The sequence below is a fragment of the Cohnella caldifontis genome (genome assembly GCF_029360585.1).
GTDB lineage: Bacteria > Bacillota > Bacilli > Paenibacillales > Paenibacillaceae > Cohnella > Cohnella caldifontis.
The window spans coordinates 390,982-406,763 of record NZ_JAQZSJ010000001.1 but is presented as its reverse complement, the minus strand read 5'-3'; the positions used below and the strand labels follow the sequence as shown (position 1 = coordinate 406,763).

Below are 15,782 nucleotides of genomic sequence, written 5' to 3'. Positions count from 1 at the left end.
GGCGCTCTGCCCCGCATGTGTGCGGCGTTCGGCTTTTACTCGATGAGCAGGGACAGCCATGCTTCCCGGTCGACGGGACCGAAATAAACCTTCAGATCGACGTCCGCCAGCGCCTCCCGAATCGCGTCTCTCTCGTATCGGACGCCCGCCAGCTTCGCCGTCACTTCGGCGACGTCGCCCGTGCCGAAGAAATCTCCGTAGACCGAGGCTTCCCGGATGACGCCGTTTTCCACGAACAGCCGGACGTCGTACGTGCCGGCTCCTTCGATCCGCTTGACCTGCCGGACGTTGAAAGCGGGAGAGCGGCCATAATTCCAGTCCCAGCTGCGGTAACGTTCGTCGGCCAGCTTGCGGACGGCGTCCCAGTCGGCTTCGCCCAGCTCGTAACGGGGGATGTCCGTCCCGCCGAATATCGATTCGAGCAAAAACCGCTTAAACTTCTCGAGCGACATCGGTTCGGGCAGAAATTCCGAGATGTTCGCGACCCGGCTCCGCACCGATTTCGTCGCTTTGGATTCGAATTTGGCCGGGTTCGGCTTCAGCGCCGCCACGATCGCTTCCGGTTCGGAGGCGAACAGCAGCGTGCCGTGGCTGAACATCCGGCCTTTGGCCGCGAATTGCGCGTTGCCGGAAATTTTGCACTCGCCGACCTGGATGTCGTTGCGTCCCGACAGCTCCGCGTGTACGCCCAGCTTGCGCAACGCCGCCACGACCGGCTCGGTGAACTTGCGGAAATTGTGGAACGACTGGCCGTCGTCCCGCGTGATGAAGCTGAAATTGAGGTTGCCCAAATCGTGGTACACGGCGCCTCCGCCGGAGAGCCTGCGGACGACCTGGATGCCCTGTTCGCGGACGTAAGCTTCGTTGATTTCCTCGGCCGTGTTCTGGTTTCGGCCAATAATAATGGAAGGAGCGTTGACGTAGAAGAGCAAATAATCGTCATCGTCCGGGAGATGCCGAAGCGCGTACTCCTCTAATGCCAGATTGAGAGACGCGTCATGAATATTGCCGTTATCGAGAAAACGCAAAGGGCACTCCTCCTGTTTCCGGGATCAATACCGCCATTGTAACGGAGAAAACCGAACCTCACAACCCGCCCGTGAGCAACTGTCTCGGAAGCGGCGGACGCAACGCGATAGGGCGCGCGCGTTTGGAACGGTTTGACAAAACGTACATCGCGTGCCATAATTCAATTATTGATTGAAAAATTTATTCAATATAAAAAAGGGGGCGGCAAATCTGCCTCGAACGGAAGCGGAAAACAAGCGAATCCGGGAGGAGCAGCGCGGTCGTATCCTGGAGGCGGCCAAGAGCGTATTCGCCCGCAAAGGCTGGTCGACCACCGTCGCCGATATCGCGGCTGAGGCGATCGTAAGCCCGGGACTGATCTATCACTACTTCCCCAACAAGGAAGCGATCATCCGCGAAATGACGGCGACGGTCGCGCAGTCCGACCCGAATGATTTCCGAAGGCGATGGATATCCGGGGATACGCCCTCGCAGAAGCTGGAAGCCCTCATTTCCAAAATGCTCAAAGCCAGGCGGGAGATGATCGACCATTTCGGCATTACGGCTCAACTGGCCAAGGAAGGTTCGCCCTCCGGCAGCAAGGCCGAAATGATGCGCAGAATGGTCCAGAACCTTCAGAATGCGGCATCGGACGGGAAAGACCTCCAAGAGATGATGAGGAATCGATATCGAAAAATGCATGACATGGTCGCGCAACTCATCGCCGAAGGGCAGAAAACCGGGGAGTTCGCGCCGGATCCGCCCGATAAGCTGGCCTTTATGGTTTTCTCGTGCATTCAAAGCCTGACCACGCTGGCGCTCAATCAGCCGGAAGACTATCGGAAGCACTACCCTTACACCGAAATCATCATGAGGATGCTCAAACCGAACAGCCCGACGCCCGATGCCGAAGGGAACAACGGCGAAGCGGAGGATAGCGAAAAAAAGCTTGAGCCTGACGTTAGGGGAGGTCGTATGGTAGGAAGCGGAGAGGGGGAACGTTGATTTTTGCCCCGGGGAGGGTACGCTTGTAGGAAACAAAATTCAGCCATCCATTCGATTACAGGAGCGGAGCTTACATGATCACGCGCAAAGTGACCCCGACGGAAAGCGGCAAAAGGCTGCACCGGTATTTACGGAACTTGATGCCCAATTTACCGCTCGGCCAAATCTATAAAATGATCGACCAAGGCAAAGTGCGCGTGAACGGCAAGCGCAAAAACCAGAATTACGAGCTCGCCGCCGGGGACGAAATCGTCCTGCACGTCGAGGAATCGGCGTTCGCCGAGGCCAACGCGGGAGCGGTGCGGAAGGCGCCCAAGTTCGTCGGCGTGAACGCGAACATCGACGTCGTCTTCGAAGACGAAGGGCTGCTGGCCGTGAACAAGCCCGCGGGATTGCTCACCCACCCCGATCAGGCGCACCAGAAGGATACGCTGATCGGCCGGGTTCATGCCTACCTGTACCGCAAGGGAGAGCTCGACAGCACGATGTTTCTTCCGGCCACGGCGAACCGTCTCGACCGCAACACGAGCGGCCTCGTGCTCGTCGGCAAAACGGCGGGCATGCTCCATCAGCTCAACCAATGGATCCAGAAGCGGGAGATGGAAAAGTACTACGTCACGCTGATCGAAGGCCGGCTGGCGGGGGAGGGGACGATCGACGCTTCCCTCGTCCGCGACGAGAAAAGCAACCGCACGCTGGTCGCTTCCGGTTCGGGACGTTCCGATCGCCCGGGAGAGAAAGAGGCGACGACCCGTTACCGCGTCTTGCAGACGGGCAGCACCCATTCGCTCGTCGAAGTGGAGCTGATCAGCGGCCGCACGCACCAGATCCGCACGCATTTCCAAAGCATCGGCCATCCGCTGCTCGGCGACGTCAAATACGGCGGACACGTCGCGGGTACCGTCAACCATCAATTGCTGCACGCCTGGAGAATGGTGCTCCCGGACGGGCGGGAATTCCGCGCGCCGGTGCCGGAGTTGTTCCGCCGAACGCTCGAACGGGTCGGCTTGCGATTGCCGTAGGGTTCATATTCCGTTCATATTGGGGCGGTATACTCCTGTTCGTGTAAGGTTCACAAGGGAGGAGAGTCAGGTTTCATGCTGCAGTTGTTCCGTGAATTGAAGCCGTACCGCCTGACGGTTGCGGCGGTATTGCTGATGGTGCTGCTCCAGTCGCTGTCGGAGCTGTATTTGCCGACCCTCATGTCGGACATTATCGACAAAGGCGTGGTGGAGCAGGACATCCCTTATATTTGGAAGATCGGCGGGTTCATGCTGCTGGTCACGTTGGTCGGTGCCGTCGTGTCGGTGCTCGCCAGCTACTTCTCGGCGAAGGCTGCATCCGGCTTCGGGCGGCTGGTCCGCGGGAAGGTGTTCGCGCACGTGGAGCGGTTCTCGCTGCAGGAGTTCGACGGCCTCGGCACCGCGTCGCTCATTACGCGGACGACCAACGACATCAACCAGGTTCAGCAAGTGCTCGTCATGATGATGCGCATGATGGTGATGGCTCCGATGATGTGCATCGGCGGCCTCATCATGGCCGTGTCCAAGGACGCGACGCTGTCCCTCGTGCTGGTCGCCGTGCTGCCGATCCTGGCCGGCGCGATCTGGCTGATCGCCGGACGGGGCATTCCGTATTTCCGCGTCATGCAGAAAAAGCTGGACCGGCTCAATTTGGTGCTCCGCGAATCGCTCACCGGAATCCGCGTCATCCGCGCTTTCAATCGGATCGACCGCGAGAAAGCCCGTTTCGACGACGCCAACCGCGACGTGACGGAGACGGCCGTCAAAGTGAACCAGATCATGGCGTTCATGTGGCCGGTTATGATGCTGCTCATCAATTTCGCTTCGATCGCGATCATCTGGTTCGGCGGCATCCGGATTAACGGCAACCACATGCAGGTCGGCGACTTGATGGCCTTCCTGCAGTACGCGATGCAGATCATGTTCTCGCTGATGATGGTTTCCATGATGTTCGTCATGGTGCCCCGGGCGTCGGCTTCCGCCGTCCGGATCAACGAGGTGCTGAACACCGCGCCGACGATCGAGGATCGTCCGGGCGTCTCGCGCGGCGCGGATTCGAACCCGGCGGACGGCACGGTGGAGTTCGAGAACGTCACGTTCCGGTATGTCGGCGCCGAGCAGCCGGCCTTGTCGGGGATTTCGTTCCGGGCGAAACCGGGCGAAGTGACGGCGATCATCGGTGGAACGGGTTCGGGGAAATCGACGCTGCTGAGCCTGATTCCCCGGTTCTACGATCCGGAAGCGGGCAGCGTGCGGATCGGCGGCGTCGACGTCCGCGATTTGCCGCAGGAGCGCCTTCGCTCCCTGATCGGGCTGGTGCCGCAGAAAGCGGTCCTATTCACGGGAACGGTGCGGGACAATATCCGGTACGGCAAAGAGGACGCGACCGACGAAGAGGTGCTTCACGCGGCGGAGGTGGCGCAGGCGGCCGAGTTCATCTCCGGCATGCCGGAAGGCTACGATTCCGTGCTGGCGCAAGGCGGCATGAACCTTTCCGGCGGGCAGAAGCAGCGCCTCTCCATCGCGAGGGCGGTCGTGCGGCGGCCGGCGGTCTATCTGTTCGACGACAGCTTCTCCGCGTTGGATTTCAAGACCGACGCCAAGCTGCGCGCCGCGCTGCGGCAGGAGACGTCGGACGCGACCGTGCTGATCGTCGCCCAACGGGTGGCGACGGTCATGGACGCCGATCAAATCCTCGTGCTGGATGACGGAAAGATCGCCGGCCGGGGCACGCACCGGGAGTTGCTGCAAACGAACGCCGTCTATCGCGAAATCGTCGCATCCCAGCTGTCGGAGGAGGAGATCGCATGAGCGGATCCAGACAACCGAACGCCGCGGGTGCCCGTGGAGGCGCGGGCGGTCCGGGCGGTCACGGTCCCGGGCGCGGGCCCGGACCTTTCGGCGGCGGCCCCGGCATGATGATGATGCCCGGCCAGAAACCGAAAGATTTCAAAGGAACGTTTCGCCGGCTAGTCGGCTATTTGCGGCCGTACCGCTGGAAGTTGCTTGCCGTATTTCTGACGGCGATCGTCAGCACCGTTTTCAACATCGTCAGCCCCAAGCTGATGGGACATGCCACGACCAAGCTGTTCGAGGGAATCATGGGCAAAGTGCAGGGCTTGCCGGGCGCGGGCATCGACTTCTCCGCGATTTGGCAAATCGTGCTGCAGCTCGTGGGCATGTACGTGCTCAGCTCCGTTTTCGCGTACATCATGCAATTCCTGATGGCGGGGGTCGCCCAAAGAACGGTGTACTTGATCCGCCGGGAAGTGAACGACAAGCTGAACCGGCTGCCGCTGAAATTTTACGATACCCGCACGCACGGGGAAATCATGAGCCGCGTCGTCAACGACGTCGACAATATCAGCAATACGTTGCAGCAGAGCTTGACGCAGATGATCACGTCGGTCATCACGATCGTCGGCGTCATCGTGATGATGCTGACGATCAGTCCGCTCTTGACGGTTATCCTGCTGATTACGCTGCCGCTTAGCTTCTTGGCCATCAAGGGCATCGCGGGCCGGTCGCAGCGGTATTTCAAAGGGCAGCAAAAAGAGCTCGGCCAGCTGAACGGCCACGTGGAAGAAATGTACACGGGGCACCGCATCGTCAAGGCGTACGGCCGGGAGCGCGAATCGATCGCCAAGTTCGACGAGGTCAACGGCCGATTGTTCGAATCCGGCTGGCGCGCGCAGTTCGTCTCGGGCATCATCATGCCGATCATGAACGTCATCAATAACTTCGGATACGTGTTGATTTGTATCGTCGGCGGCATCTTAGTCACCCGCGGCACCATCAAAATCGGCGATATCCAAGCCTTCATTCAATACGCCCGGCAATTCTCCATGCCGCTGACGCAGACGGCCAGCATCGCGAACGTGATCCAGTCGACGATCGCCTCCGCGGAGCGGGTGTTCGAGCTGTTGGACGAACCGGAGGAAGTGCCGGAAGCGGCGGACGACGCGGCGCGGATCGCGGAGCCGAAAGGCGACGTCAGCCTGCAGAACGTGACGTTCGGCTATTCCGACGAAGCGCCCGTCATCGAAGGGATGAACATCGACGTGAAGCGGGGCCAGACGATCGCCATCGTCGGACCGACCGGCGCGGGCAAGACGACGCTGGTCAACCTGCTCATGCGGTTCTATGAGGTGAACGGCGGCCGCATCACCATCGACGGCACGGACATCACGCATTTGAAGCGGGGACACCTCCGCAGCTTGTTCGGCATGGTGCTGCAGGATACGTGGCTGTTCAACGGGACGATCCGGGATAACATCGCGTACGGCCGCGAGGGCGCGACGGAACAGGAAATCGAGGAAGCGGCGAAGGCCGCCTACGCCGACCACTTCATCCGTACGCTGCCTGACGGGTACGATACCGTCCTGAACGAGGAAGCGAGCAACCTGTCCCAAGGGCAGAAGCAGCTGCTGACGATCGCCCGGGCGATTCTCGCCGATCCGGCGATCCTCATTCTCGACGAAGCGACGAGCAACGTGGATACGCGGACGGAGGTCCATATCCAGAAGGCGATGAGCCGGCTGATGAAGGGACGCACGAGTTTCGTCATCGCCCACCGCCTCTCCACGATCAAAGGCGCCGACCGCATTCTGGTCATGAACAAAGGGACGGTCATCGAGCAAGGCACGCACGAGGAATTGATGGCCGCCGGCGGATTTTACGCCGATCTGTACAACAGCCAGTTCGCGGCGAATGCCGCCGAAGCCGCCGCCATATAAGCTTGCAGGATTCCGGCGATCCGACGAAGACCCGCATTTCCTTCGCAAGGGGAGATGCGGGTTTTTCCGATTTCGGAAGCTCCGGAAGGGGAAAGGGATCGGGCGTCGAATTGGGAAGAAATAGATAAAGGATGGAACTGGAAGATCGGGAATCGGGAGGAGGGGGATCGTCACCGTGGCTTTCCAACCGTTCAGTCCCGCCCATTGGGCGGCGATCGGCTTTACGGCGGTCGTGTCGGCCGCCGTCATTCTCTTCCGCGCGCGTCTGCGCGGTCCGAGGGCGGACCGATGGGCAAGGCGGACGCTTGCCGGCCTGCTGATCGTTAGCGAAATCTCGCTGTATGCCTGGTATTCGGTTTCGCATGGATGGGGATTGTTCGCCTTGCCGTTTCAGCTCTGCACGATTACCCTGTGGGTTTCCGCGGCCGCTCTGCTGACGGGACGAAAGGCGTTGTACGAAATCTCGTTCTTCCTCGGCATTCTCGGCGCGGTGCAAGCGTTGCTGACGCCGAATTTGGAACAGACGTTTCCCCAGTTCCGGTACTTCCATTTCTTTATCGCGCACGCGGCCATTATCGCTTCCGGATTGTACGTGACCGCGGCGGCCGGTTTCCGCCCTGCCTTGGGGTCCGCGTTCCGGGCATGGGGTTGGCTGAACGCCTTCGCCGCGGCCGCGGGCATCGTCAATGCCGCGACGGGCGAGAACTTCATGTTCCTGGCCCGTAAACCGGATACGCCTTCGCTGCTCGATTTGTTGGCTCCCTGGCCTTGGTATATTCTCGAGCTCGAAGCGGTGGCGCTGCTGTTGATCCTGCTGCTGTGGCTGATCGTTCGATCGGCGGACCGGTTGTTCGCGAAGAAGGCGGCTTCCGGCAGTAAAGCAACGTTATGACGAGGCATGACAAACCTTTCATTCCGATACACTGACAGCCTTTGTCAGGAATGGTTTGTTAGACTGGGCAGAGATCTTGTCCATTTCAGAGAGGAGCCTAATCATGGCTAAATTCGCGATGTACGGAAAACTGACGGTTCATCCGGGCAAGCGAGACGAGTTCCTGCGCTTGATGCTCGAAGCGGCCGACAACCTGGAATCGATGAAAGGCTGCGAGTTGTATATTCTGAACGAAGCGGCGGACGACCCGGACGTCGTCTGGGTGACGGAGCTTTGGCGGAATGAGGAAGCCCACGCCGCCTCCCTTCGCGACGACAAGGTGCTGGCGTTGATCGGACGCTGCCGCCCCTTGATCGCCGGCGGCGAGTCGATCCGGCTCCGTCCGGTCGGAGGGAAAGGACTTTAGAAGAGGGGAGAACCAAGTGTTTACGTTTGGACGTGCCGACTCTCGCCAATCGGCGGCAATCGTGCTATTCTACTGTTATCTCGCCCAAATAAAGGAGAGTTGACTCTTTTTGGATCATTCGCAATCGACGACCGCGCGTCCTCCTAATCTGCTTGCCAACCGTTTCTTGCAGACGATCCTGCTGTCGAACGTGCTGCTGCAAATCGGAATCTGGGTGCGCAACTTCGCCATTCTGCTTTACGTAGCGAAAGTGACGGACAAAGATCCGTACGCCATTTCGCTGATCAGCGTCGCCGAGTTCGCCCCGATCTTCGTGTTTTCGTTTATCGGCGGGACGTTCGCGGACCGCTGGCTGCCCAAACGGACGATGATTTGGTGCGACTTCCTGTCCTCCGTCTCGGTCTTCGGCGTCCTGCTGGCCGTTCATTTCGGATCATGGCACTCCGTCTATCTCGTGACGTTTATCTCCGCGATCCTGTCGCAGTTTTCTCAGCCGTCCGGCATGCGTTTGTTCAAACGGCACGTGCCCGCCGAGCAGCTGCAGCAGGGGATGGCCTTGTTCCAATCGCTGATGGCGATTTTCATGGTGCTGGGGCCGATGCTCGGCACGTATGCTTTCGCCCGCTTCGGACTCGAAACTTCGATCGCCGTCATGGGCGTCGTATTCCTGTTGTCCGCCCTCGTCCTGTTCCGCTTGCCGGAGGACCATGAAGGACAGCGGGCTGCGGCGGAGAAAGGGCAATTCCGCAAAGAGTTCGCCGAAGGGTTTCGGTACGTTTGGGAAAGCCGGGTCCTACGGTCTTTGGGAGGGGCGTTTCTGATCGCGGGATTGGCCGTCGGCACCGCGCAGGCGCTCAATCTGTTCATCGTAACGGAACGGCTGCGCCAGCCCGAGGAATTCCTGCAATACATGCTCATGGTCAGCGGCGCGGCCATGCTGATCGGCGGAGGAATCGTAGCGGCCTTTTCCAAAAAGGTGCCTCCCCAGCTGCTGCTCGCGATCGGGATGCTGGTCGGCGCGGTCTGTACGATCATCGTGGGGTATTCGACCAGCGTGCCGCTGACGCTCGTCGTTCAGTTCGTCAACGGGCTCGTGTTCCCGTGCATCCACATCGGGATCAGCACGATGATCCTGAGATGGTCCCACGAATCGATCGTCGGCCGGGTCAACGGGGTTTTGAACCCGCTCTTTACCGGCATGATGGTCGCCTCCATGTCGTTTGCCGGCGCGCTGAAGCACGCGTTTCCGCTCGTATCGATTTTCGCGGGCGTTGGCGTCTTGTTCTTCCTCGGCGCGATGCTCATGGTCCCGATCATGAAGCTCAAAGCGCCGGAAAACCCGCAAACCGGGGTTCAAGCGGCGGTGCATTAATGTCTTCACGCGCGAAAAAGACCGATCCTGCGATCGGTCTTTTTCGCGTTTCATGGGATTCATGCGGAGATTGCATGCCCTCCCGTTGTCAATTCCGTACTTCTTCGTATGTGAACACTTCTTCGACTTGAAGACGAAACACGCGCGCGATGCGGAAAGCCAGCTCAAGCGAAGGCGAATATTTGCCCTTCTCGATCGCGACGATCGTCTGCCTCGTCACCCCGACCAGATCCGCCAGTTGCTGCTGGGTCATCTCGTTCTGGTTAAATCGCAGGTTGCGAATATTGTTGCTGATGCGGCACGGGACCATTTTAGACTCCTTTCCGGTAGAGGTAGAGCCGCCAGAGAATTCCGGCCGCTTCGGACACGAATCCCGAAAATAGAAGGATGACGAACATGGAGGTGATCGTCATCTGAAGCACCAAGGCGCCCATGGCCAGGAAGAACCCGAGAATGAAAACGAAAAAGTTTACCCTCAACGCTTTCAGTTCGATGATTTTGTCGAGCTCGTCGGTATAGGAAGGGGGCGATTCTTTCGTCGAGATTTTGTTGACGATGATGAAAATCATTTCGATGATCATTCTCGCCACGATCGTGACGGGGATGAGAATCAACATCGCGGCCCCCCAGAAGCGGAGAAGTTCCGCCCCTTCCAGGTTCGCCCCTTCGTACCGCGAATACACGATCCCGAAATAAATACCGAATACGAGGATTGCGCTGAATAGCGATACCGTATGCTTCTTTTCTTGATAGGACATGTTCCCTCTCCTCCGGTCAGGTGTGATTTTGATGTAAAGTATTCTTTACACAATATATCATTCAGCGTACACGGCGTCAAATATTTTTTACACATTGGCCAACATACCGACTGGTTCGGGCCATTTTGAAGGGTACTCGAGTGAGGTTGTGAAAATCTCGTTTTTCGTGTTTTATATTTCCGAATTACGCATATTCAAAAATAAACAAACATGTTATAATCCCTTCAAACGGACAAAAACAAACTTTATCGGAGGTACTTTCATGGTACAAAGCTTGTGGGAAGCTTCGAAAGCTTCCGCCTTCACCGACACCTTGGACCAACTCGTTTACCGCTCGAACATCATCGGCGCCGACCGCCGCGTGTGCAACATCTTCGGCGGCAATACGTCCGCGAAAACGGTCGTGAAGGATTTCCGCGGCCGCGACGTCGAAGTGATGTACGTGAAAGGCAGCGGATCCGATCTCGCGTCGATGAAAGCCGGCAACTTCACCGGCCTGCGCATGGAGGACATCCGTCCGCTGTTCGAGCGCGAAGCGATGACCGACGAGGAAATGGTCGCTTACCTCGGCCACTGCATGATCGATTCCAAGCATCCGCGCGCGTCGATCGAGACGCTGCTGCATGCGTTCCTTCCATTTAAGCACGTCGACCACACCCACCCGGACGCCATCATCAGCCTGTGCTGCGCCGATAACGGCAAAGCGCTCGCCAAAGAAATTTTCGGCGACCGTTTCGTCTGGGTACCGTACGTCCGCCCGGGCTTCACGCTGTCCAAGATGATCGCGGAAGGCGTGCTCGGGAGCCCGAAAGCCGAACTCGTGCTGATGGAGAAGCACGGTCTCGTCACCTGGGGCGAAACGTCCGAAGCTTGCTACGCGCAAACGATCAAGATCATTAACGAAGCGGAAGCGTTCATCGAAGCCCGCGTAAACGAAGCGAAGCTGTTCGGCGGCGCCAAACACGCCGCGCTGCCGGCCGACGTGCGCCGCGGCATCGTGTCCCAAGTGATGCCGACCGTACGCGGCGCGGTATCCGATGCCAAGAAAATGATCCTCTCCTTCGACGACCAAGACGACGTGCTGGCGTTCGTCGGCGGCGCGGACGCGCCGAAGCTGTCCCAAGTCGGCGCCGCTTGCCCGGACCACCTCGTCCACACGAAAGTCGTGCCGCTGTTCATCGACTGGACGCCGAACGCGGACGACGTCGAGGGGCTGAAGGCGAAGCTGAAAGAAGGCATCGCTGCTTACAAAGAGCAATATAAAGCCTATTTCGAGCGCAACAAAAACGAAGGCGACGTCATGTTCGAAGCGGCGCCGCGCGTTATCCTGATCCCCGGCCTCGGCATGATCAACACCGGCAAATCGTGGGCGCTGTCCCAAGTCAGCGGCGCGCTGTACCATCGCGCCATCGCCGTGATGAGAGGCGCGACCGCGCTCGGCCAATTCGTCTCCCTCAGCGAGAACGAATCCTACAACGTGGAATATTGGCCGCTCGAGCTGTATAAATTGTCCCTGGCTCCGCCGGAAGCCGAATTCTCCCGCAAGGTCGCGTTCATCACGGGCGGCGCGGGCGGCATCGGCAGCGAAACGGCACGCCGCCTCGTCTCCGAAGGCGCGCACGTCGTGCTCGCGGACCTCAACCTGGAAGGCGCGTTGAAGGTCGCCGACGAGATCAACGGCAAGTACGGCGCGAACCGCGCGTTGGCCGTGAAAATGGACGTCACGAACGAAGAGGCCGTCATCGCGGCGTTCGCCGAAACCGCCTTGAACTACGGCGGCGTGGACATCCTCGTCAACAACGCGGGCCTCGCGACTTCCAGCCCGTTCGAGGAAACGTCGCTGAAGGAATGGAACCTGAACATGAACGTGCTCGGCACGGGGTATTTCCTCGTGGCGCGCGAAGCGTTCAAATCGATGAAGGAGCAGGCGATCGGCGGCAACATGGTGTTCATCGGATCCAAAAACTCCGTCTACGCCGGCAAGAACGCCACCGCCTACAGCGCGGCCAAGGCGCTGGAAGCCCATCTCGCCCGCTGCATCGCGGCCGAAGGCGGATCGCTCGGCATCCGCGTCAACACGATTTTGCCGGACGCCATCCTGCAAGGCTCCGCGATCTGGAACTCGAACTGGCGCAACGAGCGCGCCGCCGCTTACGGCATCGAGCCGGACCAGCTGGAGGAGTACTACCGCAAACGCACGACGCTGCTCGTGAACATTTATCCGAAAGATATCGCCGAAGGCGTGGCATTCTTCGCTTCCTCGAAGTCCGACAAGACGACGGGCTGCATGCTCACGATCGACGGCGGCGTTCCGGCGGCGTTCACGCGATAAGGCAAGCGAACCATCAACCATTCCGCGAGGGAGGCATTACGCCATGTATCAGGCCAGAGGGGAAAAGCTGTGGTACATTCCGGACGGCTACATTCCGGAAACGAGCTCGGGGCAGCTGACCAGCCACGAATCCGTATGCGTGCTGAATTGTTCTTCGGAGGAGGCGCTGCTGCGTTTCACGGTATTCTTCGAAGACCGGGAGCCGATCGAGGACATCATGGTCGTCGTTCCGGGCCGCCGGACGAAGCATATCCGGACTTCTTCCCTGAACAAGAACGGCCGGACGATTCCGCCGGGCGTTCCGTACGCGATGGAAGTCGTCAGCGACATTCCGGTCGTCGTGCAGTACAGCCGTCTCGATTCCAGCCAAGCGGAGAACGCCCTGATGTCGGTCATGGCGTACCCGCTGACCAAGCTGGGCAAATAAGGAGGGGACCCCATGTCATCCGATATCCAAAAAAACTACGAAGCCGCGAAACAGCAATACGCCGCCCACGGCATTGACACCGACGCGGTGCTGAAGCAGCTGGAAACGATCAAAATCTCCATGCACTGCTGGCAAGGGGACGACGTCCGGGGTTTTCTGAACCGGGACCAAGAACTGACCGGAGGCATCTCGGTGACCGGCTCCTATCCCGGCGCCGCCCGCACGCCCGATGAGCTGCGCGCCGACCTGGAGAAGGCGTTCTCGCTCATCCCCGGCAAGCACAAGGTCAACCTCCACGCCATCTACGCCGACACCGACGAGAAGGTCGATCTCGACCGGCTCGAGCCGAAGCATTTCGAGCGGTGGGCGGATTGGGCGAAAGCGCAGGGCCTCGGCCTCGATTTCAACCCGACGTGCTTCTCCCACGAGAAGTCGGAGGACGGCTTCACGCTGAGCCACGCGGACCCGGAAATCCGCCGGTTCTGGATCGACCACTGCAAAGCGTCCCGCAAAATCGGCGCTTATTTCGGCGAGCGGCTCGGGCAAACCTGCGTCACCAACGTTTGGATTCCGGACGGCTTCAAGGATATCCCCGCCGACCGCATGGCGCCCCGCCAGCGGCTGATGGCCGCGCTGGACGAAGTGTTCGCGGAAGAGATCGATCCGAAGCTGAACCTCGACGCCGTGGAAAGCAAGCTGTTCGGCCTCGGCTCGGAAGCGTACGTCGTCGGTTCGCATGAGTTCTACATGGGCTACGGGATCACGCGGAACAAGCTGATCTGCCTCGACGCCGGACATTTCCACCCGACCGAGGTCATTTCGAACAAACTTTCCTCGCTCGCTCTCTTCGCGGACGGCATCCTGCTGCACGTCAGCCGCCCGATGCGCTGGGACAGCGACCACGTCGTCATTCTCGACGACGAGCTGATGGACATCGGCCGCGAGCTGGTGCGGCATGATCTGCTCGGCAAAACCTATATCGGCCTCGATTTCTTCGACGCGAGCATCAACCGCGTGGCCGCTTGGGTCATCGGCACGCGCAACACGGTCAAAGCCCTGCTCCGCGCGATGCTGGAACCGGTGGAAGCGCTCAAGAAAGCGGAGCTGGAAGGCGACTACACGACGCGCCTGGCCCTCTCGGAGGAGTTCAAATCGTATCCGTTCGGCGCGGTATGGGACTACTACTGCGAGAAAATGGGCGTTCCCGCGCGCGAGTCGTGGATCGCGGACGTGAAGCGCTACGAGAAGGAAGTCCTGCTGAAACGCGGTTGATCCGATCGGAGCGATACGCGCAAGCCGACGATGAAAACAAGGGTGATATCGAATGTCCAGCATTCTCGCGTTTGACCTGGGCGCCAGCAGCGGCCGGGCTTTGCTCGGCCGGCTGACCGACCGGCGCATCGAGACGGAGGAGATTCACCGGTTTCCGAACGACCCGGTGCAGGTGGGGGACCGTCTCCATTGGGACATTCTGCGCCTGTACCACGAAATCAAGCAGGGATTGCTGAAAACGAAGCATCTGGGCGCCGCGCCCGCCAGCCTCGGCATCGATTCCTGGGCGGTGGACTTCGGCTTTATCGGTTCGGACGGCGGCCTGCTCGGCAACCCTTACCATTACCGCGACCGGCATACGGACGGGATGATGGAGAAGCTGTTCGCCGAAATCCCGGCATCCGAAGTGTTCGCCCGGACCGGCATCCAATTCCTCTCGTTCAATAGCATTTTCCAGCTGTATGCGTTGAAACGGGCGGGGAATCCGCTGCTCTCGCAGGCGCGGCATTTTCTGATGATCCCGGACCTGCTGCGGTATTTCCTGACCGGGGAAATGTACAATGAGTTTTCCAACGCGACGACGACGCAGCTTTACAATCCGAAGAGCGGCGATTGGGACCGCGAACTGCTGAACAAGCTCGGCATTCCGGGTGCTTGGTTCGGCAAGGTGCTCCAACCGGGCAGCGCGGCCGGGGTGCTTCGCGCTTCCGTCCGGGAGGAGCTGGACATTGGCGCCATCCCGGTGATCGCCGTCGCGGAACACGATACCGGTTCCGCCGTCGCCGCCGTTCCCGCGCTCGATCGCTCGTTCGCGTACCTGAGCTGCGGCACGTGGTCCTTGCTCGGCACGGAAGTGGATCAGCCGGTCATCCATGAAACGGCGCGGCAGCTCAACTTCACGAACGAAGGCGGCGCGTACGGCACGTACCGGTTGCTGAAAAACATCATGGGCCTGTGGATCCTGCAGGAAACCCGTCGCGAATGGGAACGCGAAGGCCGCGGCTATTCGTTCCCCGAGCTCGTCGAGTTGGCCGGCCAAGCGAAGCCTTTCGGCGCGTTCATCGAGCCGGACGACGACTTGTTCCTGCCGCCGGGCGACATGCCGGAGCGCATCCGGCAATATTGTCTCCGCACCGGGCAGCGTCCGCCCGAAGGGCCGGGGGAAATCGCCAGGTGCATTTTGGAAAGCCTTGCCTTAAAATATCGATATGTGCTGGAACTGACGGAAAAACTGTCGAACCAGAGCTTCGGCGGTCTGCATATGGTGGGCGGCGGCATCCATAACGCGCTGCTCTGCCAATGGACGGCGAACGCGATCGGCAAGCCGGTATGGGCGGGTCCTGCCGAAGGAAGCGCGATCGGCAACCTGGCCGTTCAATGGATTGCCGGCGGGCAGTTCCGGGACATCGCCGAGGCCCGCCGCGTCATCCGGGATTCGTTCCCGGTGGCGGAATACGAGCCGGCGCAGGCTTCGGAGTGGCAGGAAGCATACGGCCGCTTCCTGACGACGACCGGTTTGCCGCTGTACAACGCCTAAGAAAGGGAGGGAAG

The 15,782-nt window shown here is 59.9% G+C and carries 14 protein-coding genes; 11 read left to right on the top strand and 3 right to left on the bottom strand.

What is annotated here, in order from left to right:
• Nucleotides 1–35: 35 nt before the first annotated feature.
• Nucleotides 36–1,028 (bottom strand): lipoate--protein ligase, encoded by a 993-nt coding sequence (locus tag PTZ19_RS02070; protein ID WP_276352064.1) that lies wholly within the window; start codon nucleotides 1,026–1,028, stop codon nucleotides 36–38.
• Between the two features lie 172 nt (nucleotides 1,029–1,200).
• Between PTZ19_RS02070 and PTZ19_RS02065 the strand changes: the two genes are divergently transcribed.
• The 7 genes from PTZ19_RS02065 to PTZ19_RS02035 all read left to right on the top strand — a co-directional run bounded on the left by PTZ19_RS02065 (nucleotide 1,201) and on the right by PTZ19_RS02035 (nucleotide 9,442).
• Nucleotides 1,201–2,013, top strand: coding sequence for a TetR/AcrR family transcriptional regulator (locus PTZ19_RS02065; RefSeq protein WP_276352063.1), 813 nt, complete (start codon nucleotides 1,201–1,203; stop codon nucleotides 2,011–2,013).
• Between the two features lie 74 nt (nucleotides 2,014–2,087).
• Complete coding sequence (locus tag PTZ19_RS02060) at nucleotides 2,088–3,035, top strand: RluA family pseudouridine synthase (protein ID WP_276352061.1); 948 nt, start codon at nucleotides 2,088–2,090, stop codon at nucleotides 3,033–3,035.
• A gap of 75 nt (nucleotides 3,036–3,110) precedes the next feature.
• A complete protein-coding gene (locus PTZ19_RS02055) occupies nucleotides 3,111–4,847 on the top strand; it encodes an ABC transporter ATP-binding protein (RefSeq protein WP_276352060.1) in 1,737 nt (578 codons plus the stop codon).
• The gene (locus tag PTZ19_RS02050) at nucleotides 4,844–6,772 is read left to right on the top strand and encodes an ABC transporter ATP-binding protein (RefSeq protein ID WP_276352058.1); all 1,929 of its coding nucleotides are present in this window, start codon (nucleotides 4,844–4,846) and stop codon (nucleotides 6,770–6,772) included. Before PTZ19_RS02055 ends, PTZ19_RS02050 begins: the two co-directional genes overlap by 4 nt.
• 175 nt (nucleotides 6,773–6,947) lie before the next feature.
• Nucleotides 6,948–7,664, top strand: coding sequence for a YwaF family protein (locus PTZ19_RS02045; RefSeq protein WP_276352056.1), 717 nt, complete (start codon nucleotides 6,948–6,950; stop codon nucleotides 7,662–7,664).
• 103 nt (nucleotides 7,665–7,767) lie between these two features.
• Entirely contained in the window at nucleotides 7,768–8,070 is a 303-nt protein-coding gene (locus PTZ19_RS02040; RefSeq protein ID WP_276352054.1) for a putative quinol monooxygenase, read from the top strand.
• Nucleotides 8,071–8,179: 109 nt separating this feature from the next.
• Nucleotides 8,180–9,442: an MFS transporter gene (locus PTZ19_RS02035; protein WP_276352052.1), complete on the top strand. Its 1,263-nt coding sequence runs from the start codon at nucleotides 8,180–8,182 to the stop codon at nucleotides 9,440–9,442.
• An 88-nt stretch (nucleotides 9,443–9,530) separates the two neighbouring features.
• On the opposite strand, the gene PTZ19_RS02030 is transcribed toward PTZ19_RS02035, so the two are convergent.
• Both PTZ19_RS02030 and PTZ19_RS02025 read right to left on the bottom strand, forming a co-directional pair.
• Nucleotides 9,531–9,752, bottom strand: a complete 222-nt coding sequence (locus PTZ19_RS02030) for a helix-turn-helix transcriptional regulator (RefSeq protein ID WP_276352050.1) — start codon at nucleotides 9,750–9,752, stop codon at nucleotides 9,531–9,533.
• A 1-nt stretch (nucleotide 9,753) separates the two neighbouring features.
• Nucleotides 9,754–10,200, bottom strand: a complete 447-nt coding sequence (locus PTZ19_RS02025) for a hypothetical protein (RefSeq protein ID WP_276352048.1) — start codon at nucleotides 10,198–10,200, stop codon at nucleotides 9,754–9,756.
• Nucleotides 10,201–10,462: 262 nt separating this feature from the next.
• On the opposite strand from PTZ19_RS02025, the gene PTZ19_RS02020 reads away from it, so the two are divergent.
• From PTZ19_RS02020 to PTZ19_RS02005, 4 genes are read left to right on the top strand one after another with little or no spacing between them, the layout of a single operon-like run.
• Nucleotides 10,463–12,532, top strand: a complete 2,070-nt coding sequence (locus tag PTZ19_RS02020) for a bifunctional aldolase/short-chain dehydrogenase (protein ID WP_276352045.1) — start codon at nucleotides 10,463–10,465, stop codon at nucleotides 12,530–12,532.
• 43 nt (nucleotides 12,533–12,575) lie between these two features.
• Nucleotides 12,576–12,959 (top strand): sensory rhodopsin transducer, encoded by a 384-nt coding sequence (locus tag PTZ19_RS02015; protein ID WP_276352043.1) that lies wholly within the window; start codon nucleotides 12,576–12,578, stop codon nucleotides 12,957–12,959.
• Nucleotides 12,960–12,971: 12 nt separating this feature from the next.
• Entirely contained in the window at nucleotides 12,972–14,231 is a 1,260-nt protein-coding gene (gene rhaA, locus PTZ19_RS02010; protein WP_276352041.1) for an L-rhamnose isomerase, read from the top strand.
• A 52-nt stretch (nucleotides 14,232–14,283) separates the two neighbouring features.
• On the top strand, nucleotides 14,284–15,768 hold the full coding sequence (locus PTZ19_RS02005; protein ID WP_276352039.1) for a rhamnulokinase: 1,485 nt from the start codon (nucleotides 14,284–14,286) through the stop codon (nucleotides 15,766–15,768).
• The last annotated feature ends 14 nt before the right edge of the window (nucleotides 15,769–15,782 follow it).

Coding starts and splice junctions, on each gene's coding strand:
- PTZ19_RS02060 (WP_276352061.1), top strand. CDS start 2,088: ATGATCACGCGCAAAGTGACCCCGACGGAAAGCGGCAAAAGGCTGCAC.
- PTZ19_RS02055 (WP_276352060.1), top strand. CDS start 3,111: ATGCTGCAGTTGTTCCGTGAATTGAAGCCGTACCGCCTGACGGTTGCG.
- PTZ19_RS02050 (WP_276352058.1), top strand. CDS start 4,844: ATGAGCGGATCCAGACAACCGAACGCCGCGGGTGCCCGTGGAGGCGCG.
- PTZ19_RS02040 (WP_276352054.1), top strand. CDS start 7,768: ATGGCTAAATTCGCGATGTACGGAAAACTGACGGTTCATCCGGGCAAG.
- PTZ19_RS02030 (WP_276352050.1), bottom strand. CDS start 9,752: ATGGTCCCGTGCCGCATCAGCAACAATATTCGCAACCTGCGATTTAAC.
- PTZ19_RS02025 (WP_276352048.1), bottom strand. CDS start 10,200: ATGTCCTATCAAGAAAAGAAGCATACGGTATCGCTATTCAGCGCAATC.
- PTZ19_RS02020 (WP_276352045.1), top strand. CDS start 10,463: ATGGTACAAAGCTTGTGGGAAGCTTCGAAAGCTTCCGCCTTCACCGAC.
- PTZ19_RS02015 (WP_276352043.1), top strand. CDS start 12,576: ATGTATCAGGCCAGAGGGGAAAAGCTGTGGTACATTCCGGACGGCTAC.
- rhaA (WP_276352041.1), top strand. CDS start 12,972: ATGTCATCCGATATCCAAAAAAACTACGAAGCCGCGAAACAGCAATAC.
- PTZ19_RS02005 (WP_276352039.1), top strand. CDS start 14,284: ATGTCCAGCATTCTCGCGTTTGACCTGGGCGCCAGCAGCGGCCGGGCT.